Source organism: Candidatus Hydrogenedentota bacterium (assembly GCA_012730045.1).
Classification (GTDB): domain Bacteria; phylum Hydrogenedentota; class Hydrogenedentia; order Hydrogenedentales; family CAITNO01; genus JAAYBR01.
In genome coordinates, this window is the sequence record JAAYBR010000002.1 from 1 (window position 1) to 13,215 (window position 13,215).

At 68.7% G+C, this 13,215-nt stretch carries 9 protein-coding genes; 4 read left to right on the top strand and 5 right to left on the bottom strand.

The genetic code is table 11. The features are described 5' to 3' along the window. Positions 1-389: 389 nt before the first annotated feature. The gene (locus tag GXY15_00280; GenBank protein ID NLV39653.1) at positions 390-1,067 is read right to left on the bottom strand and encodes a discoidin domain-containing protein; all 678 of its coding nucleotides are present in this window, start codon (positions 1,065-1,067) and stop codon (positions 390-392) included. Positions 1,068-1,365: 298 nt separating this feature from the next. Between GXY15_00280 and GXY15_00285 the strand changes: the two genes are divergently transcribed. From GXY15_00285 to GXY15_00295, 3 genes are all read left to right on the top strand, one after another. After that, positions 1,366-2,640 carry a Gfo/Idh/MocA family oxidoreductase gene (locus GXY15_00285; GenBank protein ID NLV39654.1) on the top strand — a complete coding sequence of 425 codons (1,275 nt, stop codon included), beginning with the start codon at positions 1,366-1,368 and terminating at the stop codon, positions 2,638-2,640. A 59-nt stretch (positions 2,641-2,699) separates the two neighbouring features. Next, positions 2,700-4,865 carry a hypothetical protein gene (locus tag GXY15_00290; protein NLV39655.1) on the top strand — a complete coding sequence of 722 codons (2,166 nt, stop codon included), beginning with the start codon at positions 2,700-2,702 and terminating at the stop codon, positions 4,863-4,865. Positions 4,866-5,039: 174 nt separating this feature from the next. Then, on the top strand, positions 5,040-6,869 hold the full coding sequence (locus GXY15_00295; GenBank protein ID NLV39656.1) for a hypothetical protein: 1,830 nt from the start codon (positions 5,040-5,042) through the stop codon (positions 6,867-6,869). 685 nt (positions 6,870-7,554) lie between these two features. On the opposite strand, the gene GXY15_00300 is transcribed toward GXY15_00295, so the two are convergent. Together GXY15_00300 and GXY15_00305 are read right to left on the bottom strand one after the other, a co-directional pair. Next, positions 7,555-8,145: a GDYXXLXY domain-containing protein gene (locus GXY15_00300; GenBank protein ID NLV39657.1), complete on the bottom strand. Its 591-nt coding sequence runs from the start codon at positions 8,143-8,145 to the stop codon at positions 7,555-7,557. Then, positions 8,142-9,440 (bottom strand): DUF2157 domain-containing protein, encoded by a 1,299-nt coding sequence (locus GXY15_00305; protein ID NLV39658.1) that lies wholly within the window; start codon positions 9,438-9,440, stop codon positions 8,142-8,144. The genes GXY15_00300 and GXY15_00305 overlap by 4 nt, the downstream gene beginning before the upstream one ends. A gap of 328 nt (positions 9,441-9,768) precedes the next feature. Between GXY15_00305 and GXY15_00310 the strand changes: the two genes are divergently transcribed. Continuing rightward, complete coding sequence (locus GXY15_00310) at positions 9,769-11,040, top strand: Gfo/Idh/MocA family oxidoreductase (protein NLV39659.1); 1,272 nt, start codon at positions 9,769-9,771, stop codon at positions 11,038-11,040. 18 nt (positions 11,041-11,058) lie between these two features. Here GXY15_00310 and GXY15_00315 read toward each other — a convergent pair whose 3' ends face one another. Together GXY15_00315 and GXY15_00320 are read right to left on the bottom strand one after the other, a co-directional pair. After that, entirely contained in the window at positions 11,059-12,207 is a 1,149-nt protein-coding gene (locus GXY15_00315; protein NLV39660.1) for a hypothetical protein, read from the bottom strand. A 90-nt stretch (positions 12,208-12,297) separates the two neighbouring features. Next, the gene (locus GXY15_00320; protein NLV39661.1) at positions 12,298-12,918 is read right to left on the bottom strand and encodes a lytic transglycosylase domain-containing protein; all 621 of its coding nucleotides are present in this window, start codon (positions 12,916-12,918) and stop codon (positions 12,298-12,300) included. Between the last annotated feature and the right edge of the window lie 297 nt (positions 12,919-13,215).

Consider the following 13,215-nt stretch of genomic DNA (forward strand, 5'->3'; position numbering starts at 1 on the left):
GGTGGCAGAGCGAAGCGGCGACACCGCTTTGCCCGGGGAGGATCCATGCCGCACCCCTCCCGGCAGCTCTTTCCCGGGAACCAAAGCGGCGTCGTTGCCGCCGCACTCCAAAAGGAGACGCCGCGCGGCCCTCCCGTCTCGCCACGGCTTCGGCCCCCTCCATCGCCCAAACCGCGCGCCCCCTGGGATCGCCAAGCTCCAGCTTGGCCTCTTGGGTTCTTCCGCGCGGGCCTGTTCGATCCGTGTTTCCCCGAAAGCCAAGCTGGAGCTTGGCGATCCCAGGGGCGCGGCCTATCCGGCGATCAGGTCCAGGGCGGGAATGCCGGGAAAGAAAAACCCGCCGCCCCGGAGGTCCGGGACGGCGGGAAAAACCAGACGGAGCGCGGGGGTCACTTCACGGGACGGCCCCACACCTCGATCTCGACGTAGTGGTTGTTCTCGTCGGCGGTGCTGCCGTTGCTGTAGAAGCGGACGTAGCGGGCCTTGGCGCCCTTGGTGTCCAGCAGGCGGCCCTTGTTGTTCTCGATGTACTCCTTGTCCTCGCCCACGCCGAGGCCGGAGGAGTTGTCAATGTCGTTGTTGTACAGGGTGGTGACGCCGGTCTTGAACTCGGGGTCGTCGGAGGCCTGGACAATGATGTCGAAGTACACGCGTTTTCCCTCGTGGAAGTGCCAGAAGAGGACGGCGTAGATCTCGTGGGCCGCCTCGAGGTCCACCTGCACCCACTGCGTGCCCGGCCCCAGCTCAACGAGGCTGTTCTTGGCGTAGTTCTTGTCGCCGTCGGTGACCATCTTCAGCTCGCCGAGGGCCGGGTTCTTCTCGCTGCTGGTGACCGTCTTGCCCTTGGAGACGAGGACGGTGCCCTTGGGGGCCATGAACGCCGGGCGGTCCTTGAAGTCCTCCTTCTCAAGGTTCTCGCTCCAGTAGTCAATCGGCGTGCCGCCGAAGAAGGGCTCGGGCAGCTCGAACTTCAGCTCCTCCTGGTCCTGGGCGTAGCCCGGGGCGGCGAAAACCGCAAGCATCAGCGTCATCACGGCCAGCGTCAGGGTCCAGCAAAAGGTCTTCATGGCTTACTCCTTGTTCGGGGCCGGCCCGGTGCGGGACAGCCGGTTTTCAGTTCTTGTGTGCCCGCCGCAGACCACGGCGGGCGGGTATTCTACCAAAAACCCGCCGCCGGCCCCAACCGGACACTCCGCACAACAGGACGAGCGCCGCCCGTCCCCTATTCACTCAGACCACCGGCGGCGCGGCCCGGTTTCCCGCCCCCCCCTCCGGCCGATTTGCCCCGGGAGGGGCAAAACGGCACAATAGGGCTTTCGGACACAACACGGGCGGCCCCGGTTTCGCCGCCCGAGGGAGACGATTATGCACCAGGAGACTCCGGGCGCCCTGTCGCGGCGCGGCTTTCTGAAACGGGCGGCCACCCTGTCCGCCTTCTCGATCGTGCCCCGGCATGTGCTGGGCGGCGCCGGGTTCACCGCGCCCAGCGACGAGATCACCCGCGCCGTTGTGGGCGTGGGCGGCATGGGCACCGGCCACCTGGGCTACGCCGGGGCGCGCACGGTCGCCGTGTGCGACGTGGACCGCAAGCATCTCCAGTCGGCGCTCGACTCCCTGGAGAAGGGCGTGAAGGGCTGTACGGACTTCCGCGAGGTGCTCGCCATGCCGGAGGTGGACGTGGTGCACATCGCCACGCCGCCGCACTGGCACGGACTGATCAGCATCATGGCCGCCGAGGCGGGCAAGGACGTCTGGTGCGAGAAGCCCATGACCCGCACCATCGGCGAGGGCCGGCGCGTGGTGGAGGCCGTCCAGCGCAACGGGCGCATCTTCCGCCTCAACACCTGGTTCCGCTTCCGCGACAACTACTACGGCTACGGGTCCACCGTCGCCCCGATCAAGCAGATCGTGGACAGCGGCGAGCTGGGCTGGCCCCTGCGGGTCGTCGTGGGTGCGGGCACGGGCTTTGACTTCAAGTTCTACTGGAGCGGCCGCACCGACCTGACGCCCCAGCCGGTCCCCGAAGAGCTGGACTACGACATGTGGCTCGGCCCCGCGCCGTACAAGCCCTACCACCCCCACCGCACGCACCAGACCTTCCGGGGCTACTGGGACTACGACGGCGGCGGGCTGGGCGACATGGGCCAGCACTACCTCGACCCGGTGCAGTACCTGCTGGGCAAGGACGACACCAGCCCGGTCGAGGTGGAGGTGGACGCGCCGCAGCAGCACCCGGACGCCGTCAGCTCTTGGCGGAAGATCGTCCTGCGCTACGCCGACGGCTGCGAGATCGTCCTCGACGGCGAGGGCTTCTCGCAGGGCATGCCCTACATTGAGGGGCCGAACGGGAAACTTTTCAAGAACCTGCGCCTCGAGATCAAGGGCCAGGAGAAGACGCTGCGCGGCCTGCCGGACAACGCCCCGCAGGAGGGCGACTTCTACGACTGCGTGCGCACGCGCCGCACCTTCGCCCTCAACGAGGCCAACGGCCACCGCTCCTGCACCCTCATCAACCTTGGCACAACGGCCGCGCGCCTGGGGCGCAACCTGCGCTACGACCCCGTGAAGCAGGAGTTCGTGGACGACCCCGAAGCCAACCGCATGGTCTTCCAGCCCATGCGCGGCCCGTGGAGGGTGTGAGCATGCCCGCGAAACCCGGCAATGAAACCGCCCCGGCGAAAAGACAAGGAACCCCGCCCATGAAATCCCCGACGCTCCGCGCGGCCCTGTGCGCCGCCCTTTTCCTGTGCGCGCCTCTCTTCGCGGCGGACCTCGACGCCCTGCTCGCGCCCTTCCCCGCGCAGAACGCCGCGGCGCTCGACGCGGCCTGCGCGCCCCTCATGGCGGGCGGCGCGCCGCTGGTCGCGGAACTCTGCGGGCGCATCCAGCCGGAGGGCTCCGCGGACGCCGACATCGCGCCGCGTTACGCCCTCACGGGCCTCGTGAAATGGGTCGGAACCCCGGCAAATGCGGCGGGCCGCCCCGCCGTCGCCGCAGGAATCGCCACCGCCCTGGGCGCCGCCGCCGACGCGTCGGTGAAGGCCTTCCTGGCCGTCCAGCTGCAGTGGATCGGCGGACCGGACGAGGTCCCCGCGCTCACCGCCCTGCTGGCAGACCCCGCCACGGTGGACCCCGCCATCGCCGCCCTGGAGTCCATCGGCGGCGAGACCGCCGGCGCCGCGCTGCTGGCCGCCCTCGAAAAGGCGGACACTGCGGGCAAGGCCCGTCTGGTCAAGTCCCTGGGTGTCATGGGGCACGCCCCCTCGGTGCCCGCCTGCGCGGCCCTGGCCGCGAGTGAGGACACCTCCCTGCGCCTCACGGCGCTCCAGTCCCTCGCGGACCTCGGGGCGGCCGAGGGGGTTCAGCCTCTCGTGGACGCCCTGGCCCGCCCCGCCGTCTCCCCCGGCGAGCGCGACGCGCTACTGGCCACCGCAGAGAAGCTTGGCGAGCGTCTGGCGGCGGGCGGCAAGACGGCGGAGGCGGATACCCTCTTCGCCGCGCTGGGAAAACAGCCCGAGACGCACGCGCGCATCGCCGCCCTGCGCGGAGGGGTTGCCGTGCGCGGACCCAAGGCCGCGCCGGAACTCGCCGCCGCGCTGGATGATCCGGACGCGAAGGTCCGCGGCGCGGCGCTGAAGGCCGCCGCGGGCCTGGGCGACGCCAAGACCTGCGCGCTTCTCGTGAAGAAGGCCAAGGGGTTGCCGCCGGAGGCAAAGGCCCAGACCATGGCCGCGCTGGCGCGGTGGGACGACGCAGCCGCGCGCAAGGCCGTCGCGGCGGCGGCCGGCGACAAGGACGCCGCCGTGCGCGGCGCGGCCCTGGCCACCATGAACGGCGCAACGGCAAAGAACGCCAGGAAGGCGCTCTTCTCGACACTGCTCAAGACCTCCGACGCCAAAGAACGCAAGGCCGCGCGCGACGCGCTCATGCGCCTTCCCGAGCCGGAGCTCTCCGATGGGGCCGTCAAAGCCCTGGGCCGCGCGTCCGCGCCCGCAAAGACCGTCCTGCTGGAGATGCTCCAGGCGCGGGCCATGCCGGAGCATGCGGACACGGTGGTGAAACAGCTCGCGGACACGGACGAGGCGGTGCGCCTTGCCGCGCTGGCCGCTCTGGGCACGATGGCGGAGGAGAAACACCTGGAGCGCCTGTACGCGGAACTCCGGGGGGCCGCTTCGGACACTGTGGCCCTCGCCGCACGCAAGGCGCTTTCGGACACCGCGAAACGGTCCCTCCCGCGGGTCGCGGACGCCTACCACGCCATGGCGCGCACGGATATCAAGGCGGTGACAGACGCCGCGCTCGCGGGACGCCTGATGGCGCTCATGCTTGATCTGAAACCCCGGGGCGCGGCGCGCGACCTCGCGGACTATGCCATGGCCTCGTATCCGCAGGAGGCGCGCAACCAGGCCACCGCGCTGCTGGGCGACCACCGCGACCCGTCGGCGCTGACCGAACTCGCCGGACTGGCGGGCAACGCCGCCGCCGGAGAAATCCACCCGGCCGTGCTGGAGGCGGTGTGCCGCCAGTTCTCCCGCGCCGAGGAGCAGACCCCTCTCGTGGACGCCATGGCCGCGCTGCTGGCGAACGGCGGGCTGCGGTCGGCGGACGAAAAGCGGCAGGCACTGAAGGCGCTGTCGGCGAAGCGGCTCGCGAACGCGGCGTCCGCGGCGGCGATGCTGCTGGACGACGCGGAGGTTGCGCAGGACGCGGCGGCGGCGGTGGCCGACATCGCCTGCATGAAGGGCGAGAAGGACAAGGGGCTTTCGGACGCGGCCAGCCTGGCGGCGCTGGAGAAGGCGAAGGGCGTGACGCAGGACGCGGCGGTGCGGGAGCGGATCGAGAAGCATCTCGCCGCCGGCAAGTAAGCATGTGGAACGCCCCGAGGTGACACGGGCTTCCAGCCCGTGATTTGGGTCATGGATGCGGCCCGAAAACCACGGGTTGGAAGCCCGCGTCCCCTCGGCGACGCCGTGGCGGGGTGTTGACGAAAGGGCCGTTTTTCGCTCAACTTGTTCTGGGGCAGACAGGAGGCGTGTGCCATGAAGACCGGTGCGTGCGGATGGCGGACGGCGGGGCTGGTGCTGATGCTGGCGGCGGGGGCGGCGGCGCAGGAGTTCTCGGCCCTGGACGTGCGGACAGTGAAGGTCGGGGGCGAGATTGGGCGGCGCATCGCCGTCACGGTGGAGAACAACCTGCTCCAGCTCGACATGGAGAAGGATTTTCTCAAGCCGTTCCAGAAGAAGGCCGCCCCCGGCGGCTATGTGGGGCTGGGCAAGACGCTGGACGCCATGGCGCGGCTCGCCGCGCACACAGGGAACGCGGACCTGACGGCCCTCCACCGGAAGACCGTGGCCGCTGTGCTGGCGGCGCAGGAGCCCGACGGCTATATCGGCATGATGGCCCCGGAGGCCCGGATCGGAAAACTTTGGGACGTGCATGAGATGGCCTACCTGCTCCTCGGCCTCTGCACGGACTACGCCTATTTCCGCGAGAAGCCCTCGCTGGACGCCGCCGTGCGCCTCGCCGGGTACCTGCGCGAGGGGCTGATGCGCGACCCGCGGCCCGTGCTGGGCGGCGGGGAACTGGGGCCGAACATGCCGGACACGGGGCTGGAGGAGGCGCTGCTGGCCCTGGCCGACCAGACGGGCGATCCGGCGTGGCGCGATTTCGCGCGGGACTACCGGCCCCTGACCGACTGGAACCGGCCCATCGTGCTGGGCCGCCACGGCGTGGTCGAGGGCCATGCCTACGCGCATGTGGACAAGTGCCTCGCCCAGCTCCGCCTCGACCTCACGGACCATCTGCCCACGCTTACCGGGCCCTCCGAGAATGTCATGCACTTCCTCCTGCGCGAGGACGGCCTGGTGGTCTCCGGCTCCTGCGGCGACCACGAATGCTGGCACGACACGCAGGCCGGGGGAACCAACCTCGCCGAGACCTGCACCACCGCCTATCTCGTCCGCTTCTGGGACCAGCTGCTCCGCCGTTCCGGCGCGGCGGGCTACGGCGACCTTATTGAGCGCGCCCTTTACAATGCCCTCTTCGCCGCGCAGTCGCCCGACGGGCGGCGCATCCGCTATTACACCCCCTTCGAGACAAAGCGCGCCTATTTCGACGGGGACACCTACTGCTGCCCCTGCAACTACCGCCGGATCATCTCCGAACTGCCCGCCATGATCGCCTATCGGTCCCATGACGGGCTGGCCGTCAGCCTGTACACCCCGTCCGAGATCCGCTTTGACACGGAGGACGGCGTGGCCGTCACGGTCACCCAGGAAACCGGCTACCCCTCAGGAAACACGGTAACCCTGCGCGTGGCGCCGGAAAAGCCCGTCACCTTCACCCTCCGTCTGCGCAAGCCCGCCTGGTGCGCCAACGCGCGCTGGCTCCTGAACGGACAGGCCCCCGGCGGCGAGGCCTTTGAGAGGGGATTCTTCACCCTCACCCGCCAGTGGACTCCCGGAGACACGGTCAGCGCGGAGTTCGACATGCCGTTCCGCCTCGTGCGCGGACGCCGCACCCAGGAGGGCCGCGCCGCCGTCCTGCGCGGCCCCGTCCTTTTCGGGTACAACCCCGAAGGCAACCCGGGCTTCAAGAAAATGGTGCCGCGCCTGTTCGCGCTGGACACGTCGGCGGAAATCGTGTCCTCCCCTGATGAGACGGTCCGGCCCGGCGGCCAGTCCTGCACGGTCCGCGTGTGGGAACCCGGCGCGTGGTATCCGACCGCGCCCACCCGGGAGGCCGTCCTCACCGAATACGCCGATCCCGGCCTGGAGAACCTGTACTTCACGGTGCCCAACCCACAGGACCCCGCGCTGGTCGAGGATGAGTTTTCCGTCGGCCTCGGGGAGTGCCTCAACATTCCCTGAAAGCTCCTTTTCCCTCTGGGGTCTTCCGAAAACCGTTGACGGGAAGGCGGCAACCAGATACTCACGGACGCCCCCCTTCCGTCACCCCCGCGAAAAGCGGGGGTCCATGCCTTCAACGCGCGGCGCAACCCGTTTCCACAAGATGGGTTCCCGCTTTCGCGGGAATGACGGTCAGGGGTGCTGGATAGGATAATGCTGGGTCGTAGACACACAGGCCATGGCCCTGATGTCTTCGCACAGCGTTTTGGCAAGGCCCCCTCTGCGGGAATCTGCGTCATCTGCGGATTTAAATAAACTGGCGCCATCGCTCGGGTTGAGAGGGGGAGGGGGGGTAGGCGATTAAGCGATGGCGCCATGAAAAACCATGCCGCGCGCGGCGGTCAGGCCGCCGCCACGGGGGAATGTGTCACTCCTCGTTGCCGCCGAAAAGGCCGCCGAAGAAGCCGACGATGGACGCCCAAATGCTCTCGAAGAACGCGACGATCTGCTCCCACAACGCTTCCATTTTCTTTCTCCTTTTGTTTCAGACCGGCTGAAACCCTTGCCAGTCTCCCGTGACGATCACCCTTTGACCGTCCTCACCCAACAGTACCCGCCACCGGGCCGGGTGTTACGCTGCAAGGGGGGGCATGGAAAAGAAAACGGCGGGGACATATCCGTCCCCGCCGGTGGAGGCGTGCGCGGTTCAGCCCCCAGAAGGGGCCTGTTCGGCTTTGCCGGCGTGTTCGCGGAGGTACTCCAGCACCGGCTTGTCGTCGAGAAAGAGTTCCTCCAGCACGGCGGTATCGCCAAGAACACGCACGGTCACATGGGCGGGAACGGTCAGGGCGCTGAACCGGCCCCTCATCAGCAAACGGTCCACCTCCGGGGCCCTCTTCTCGTTCATGTAGTACCTGTCAAAGGGATAGGAGAAGGTTGTCTTGCCCTCGTCAACACGGCCCCACGTGCGCACTTTCAGGGAGGGCGTGTCCTTGGGGCGGACCCAGTGGAGGGCGGTGGGGTTCACGAACCCCTCCTCGTCCAACGTGTACGTGACCCAGGCGTCATGCATTTCCCCCGTCCGCGCCGGGCGCGTCCCGGGCGCGGCGACCTCCGCGGACAAATTCAACTGCACATAGCGCCCCATGAAGGGATTCACCGGGTCCAGGGGCGCGCACCGGATCTTGAGCCGCTCGCCCCGTGTCAGCACGGCGTGCTGGTCGAGAAACATGCGTGCCGGGACCGCAAGCTGGGCGAGGGCCAGCGCGCCCAGCAGCACCAGTTTCAGGGTTTTCATGACGCGTCCTCCCGTGTCCTTTCGGCCGTCCGGCGGCCCGCCAGCAGGTTGACCACCAGAAACGCGGCCCCGGCCCCCACGAAGGCCACCCCCTTGGCAAGGAGCCCGATGTCCGAGTCGAAGAAGCGGCAGGCCATCAGCGCCGCCAGCAGCGCCAGTCCGGAGTTCATGCGGAGAAAGAGACCGTCGCGGAACCCGAGCAGGATCCAGGACAGCCCCGCCGCGGCCACCAGCAGGTTCATGGCCAGTGAGGGAATCTCGCCCAGATCATAGGCCGCGAAGGGCCAGGAGAGCGCCGTCACGGGGACCATCAGAAGCACGGGGATGTCGGCCTTTCCGAAGAGGGACAGGTTCCTCCGGACGGTCAGGGCCGAGAGCGCCGCCAGCGCGATGCACACGCCGACGGTGACCATGGCGTCATCCAGCTGGTCGGCGTTGAACCAGCGGGTGCGGTGCATGTCGCGAAAGGTCATCGTGAGCGCCGTGACGGCGAGCACCGCCACCAGCAGGCTCCCGGTGCGTGTTTCCCTCTCCGCGCTCACACGCAGGAACACCCACAGCGACGTGACGGCGGACACCACGCCGAAAGCGGCCATCGGCACCCCGGTTTTCCCCAGAATGATCAGCAGGCCGGGGATCATGGTGGCCGCCAGTGCGGGCGTCACCACGGCGACGCGGGCCGCAACGCCCCGGCGCGCGGCCCACCACAGGTGCGGCAGCACGGCGGCCATCAGGGTCCAGTAGAGGGGGGCAAGAGAGGAGGCGCCGTTGGCGCCCTGATAGGCGGTCCAGCTTAGGATGCCCGCCAGCGCCAGCACAATGGCCGTGGAGGAGTTGAGCAGGTGCGCCGCCGGGATTCCCAGCACCAGCCAGGTCAGGAGGAAATCGTCCAGCTCCCCCTGGATGTGCCAGGTCTGGCTGACCAGGGCGATGCACGCACCGACGCTCAGCACCCACCACGCCGCCGCCCCCTCGCGCCAGGCCCAGGAATCGCCCCGTCTCACGATCACCCACGCCGCCAGGGCCTGTCCAAAGAGCAGGGGGGCGAAGGCGAGGCCCGTCTTGGCCGAGCGCGGCAGCGAATCCCAGTTGTGCGCGAAGATCAGGATGACCCCCAGCCCCACGCACGCCGCGCCCAGCCCCGCAAGAACCCCCATGAGCAGACTGCGGCCAACCGCCTGCCCGGGCGGCCCGTAATGCCGCCGCAGGCGGTCGGCCGTCTCCTCGTCCATCACCCCGGCCGCCACGAGCCCGGGGAGTTCCTTCCACAACCATCGGACACCCTGACCGCCCATTGTCCGCCCTCCAAGCGTCTGTCATGCGCGGGTCGGCCCCCTTCCCGCTGGGGGCATCATACCCCCCGAGCCATCATGCGTCAAGCGGCGCACCCGGGAAGAGGGCGCGGCAAGCGGCGCACCCGGGAAGAGGGCGCGGCAAGCGGCGCCCCTACATGCGTGGACCCAGGCCCACACAACAGCGCGGGAATCCCCGCCCGTAGGGGCGCCGCTTGCTGCGCCCTGGAGCGGACGCATGGGCCGCCTATCCGGCGATCCGGGGGGTTGCCGACGCGCGCGGCGTTTTCTATAATGGGCGGACAAGGCAACCAACGCAGGGAGATGCTCCATGAAGCCCATGAACCGGCGCGTGTTCTTGAAAACCGGGGCTGCGGCCGCCGCGGCGTTCACCATCGGCAGGAGCGCCCTTGGGGCGAATGAGCGCGTCCGGGTCGGCGTGATCGGCCTGCGCAACCGGGGCAACCAGGTGGCGGACTCCATGAACGCCTGCGGCCGCTTCGAGGTGGCCGCGTTGTGCGACTGCGACCGGGCCATGTATGACGTGGCGGTGGGCAAGATCGGCAGGAAGCTGGAGAAGGTGCCCGCGTTCACGCAGGATTTCCGCAAGGTGCTGGACGACCCCGGGATTGACGCGGTGGTGGTGGCCCTGCCGGACCACTGGCACGGGCTGGCGACGGTGATGGCGCTGGACGCGGGCAAGCACGTCTATGTGGAAAAGCCGATGTCGTTCAACATTCTGGACGGCCGCGCCATGGTGGCGGCGGCGGCGCGCAACCCGAAGCTGGCGGTGCAGGTGGGCACGCAGCAGCGCAGCGGCGCGCATTTCCAGGAGGCGCGCGACTTCATCCGGGGCGGCGGCCTGGGAAAAGTCGGCTTCGCCCGCGCGTGGATCACCCACGAGCGCGAAACCATCCCGCGCGTCCCGGACGCGGACCCGCCGGCGGGCTTTGACTACGACCTGTGGGTGGGCCCCGCGCCCTTCCGCGCTTACAACCCCGAGCTCACGCACTACAACTGGCACTTCACCTGGAACTTCGGCACCGGCGAGATGGGCAACTGGGGCGCCCACTGGATTGACATCGTCCGCTGGTATCTCGACCTGGACCTGCCCTCCGCCGTGCTGGGCATCGGCGGCCAGCTCGTCGTGAAGGACGCCAAGGAGACGCCGGACACCCAGACGGCCATCTACCAGTTCCCCGAGACCACCGTGATCTGGGAGCAGCGCCTCTGGACCACCTTTGGCATCAACGGCAAGGGTAGCGGCGCGGAATTTGACGGCGACAAGGGCTCCCTCGTGGTCGGCCGCGACGGCTGGACCTTCTTCCCGAAGGAGGGGGCGCCCGAGAAGCACGGGCGCAGCGAGATGGAACTGCCGCATGCGGTCAACTTCGCCGACGCCATCCAGGGCACGGCGAAACCGATAGCCCCCGTCACCGAGGGCCACAAGACGGCCGCCATGTGCCACTTGGCGAACATCGCCGCCCGCCGGAACGGAAAACTCGACTTTGACCCGGCGACCGAACAGATCACCAACGACCCGGAGGCGCAGGCCCTCGCGGGCCGCGAAAACCGCGCCCCCTGGCCGCAGTTCGTCCTGTAGGGGATACCCTACGGGCCGTCAGGGAACGGGCTCGTAGTCCAGCTCGGCGGGGTTGTGGTTCTCCGCGAGGTAGGCGGTGTAGCCCTCCTGCCCCTTCACGTGCTTTCCGAGGAAGGCCGTGCTGTACCCGTTGACAAGGGGAAACACGGCCTCGCGGGCCGCATACGTCAGTGGTTCGCCGTTGGTGATGCGCTTTCCGGCGCCCACGCCGTCGCCGAAGTCGGGCTTGAGCTGGTGCATCTCCGTGAAGGAGAAATGCCCGCCGTTTCGGAACTCCACCCGGTAGCGCGGCCCGGCCGCTTTCGCCCACGCGTTCCGGAGGTGGCCCATGCGGTCCAGCCCCAGCGTGTCGTCCTCCGAGGCAATAAACAGCATCAGGGGGATGTCGGTCCGTTTCCATTCCGGCGCGGCGCCCGCCATGGGGAGGATCGCCTTCACCCGCGGCTCGGCGTCGGACACCCAGAAACTGGTGAACCCGCCGAAGGAGTGGCCCGCCGCCGCGATGCGGTCGAGGTCCACCCGCCCGTGGAAGCGGCTGTCGTTCCCTTTGGCCATCCCGGTCATCTGGTCTATCAGGAAGGAGAGGTCCTTCGGACGGTCCGCCGCGGACCGGTCGCGGGCCTCGGCCCCCTGCTGCATGGGCACGGGCACCCCGGCCACGAAAGTCACCGCGCAGTTCCCCGTGTGGTCCGGCGCTATGACGATGTGGCCGTGGCTCGCCAGATGCTCGCACCAGAACGCGTTCTGCATGCGCAGCCCGCCGTTTCCATGCGAGAACAGGATCAGGGGAAACAGGCCGTCCCGGATGCGCGCGTCGCGCACGGCGAAGTTCTGGAAGGTGCGGTCCGCCTCTGCGAGGTCCACGCCAAACCCCGCATAGAGCAGCAGCGCCAGCTCGGGCGACTGGTTGCGCAGCAGGAAATCGCTGAGCTTGTTCGGCGGCAGCCCGCGCGTGTCCTCCGTCGCGGGATACCATATCTCCGTGGGCAGCGTGCGCGGCCCGCTTGTCGCGGGGTCCTGGCGGGAGGCGTCCACAAAGGTCATGGTGGTGACCCCGACGGGGTACGGGCCCGGTTTCTCCGGGTCCGGAAGCGCGGTGTCTTCGGCCAGTGCAAGCCCCGAAAGGCACAGACAACCCACGCAGAAGAGAAGCAGGTGTTTGGTCATGGCGGGTCTCCTGTCAGCGGCACATGGAACCGTCGGACCGGTCGGACCTGTCCGACTTGTCAGACTTGTGCAACCGGAACCCAATCCTGCTCAGCCCTTTTCGACGGTCTTCACCAGGTCCTTGCGGACGGGATAGACGCGGTTGGCGTACTCGATGTACCAGTACGGCTCCTTGTCCTCCACCTTGTCCGCGGGCTGGGTGAGGCCGCTGTGGAAGACCACCGTGTACGCGCCCTTGGACGGAGCCGCCTGGATGCGGTGGAGGGGTTTGGCCGAGGCCACGCGCAGGGAGGACACGGGCGCGCCGCCCGCGTAGGAGGACTCCAGGCCCAGCACGATCTTGACGTAGGACTGGGTCTCTTCGAACGGCGGGATGCCGCCGTATTTCTTCACGTTCTCCGGGCCCGCGTTGTAGCCGGCGAGGGCCAGCGACTTGTTGTCTCCAAAGAGGTCCATCATCTTGCGCAGGTACTGCGTGCCCCCGGCGATGTTCTGCTCGGGGTCGAAGATGTCCGTGACGCCCATTTCCAGCGCCGTCCCCGGCATGAGCTGCATGAGCCCCCGCGCGCCCGCGGGCGACACGGCGTTCGGCTTGAAACTGCTCTCCGCGTGGATCACCGCGTACACCAGCGGCTCCGGCAGCGCGTAATACTGCGAGTACCGCTTCACAATGTCCAGCAGCGTCTCGTCCGTCACCACCTTGGGCACCATCGGCGGCTGGGCGGGCTTGTAGGTCTTCGGCAGGGGGATCCGCTCGTAGGTGATCTTGACCTCCTTGTAGCCCGGCCGCTGCTTGTACTTGTCCGGGCGGTTCGTGAAGGTCATCACGCCGTTCTTGTCCGTGAACTGGTGCAGCGTGCGCGGCTTGGGGCGCTCGGCCACCTGCGTGCGCGGCGTCGCCGGTTTCGCGGGCGGTTCCGCCCACGCCGTGCAGGAAAACACGACCCCCGCCACGGCCAGGACGGCCCCCGTCCCGCCCGCCGCGCGGAAGAAAGCCCGCACGCAGGT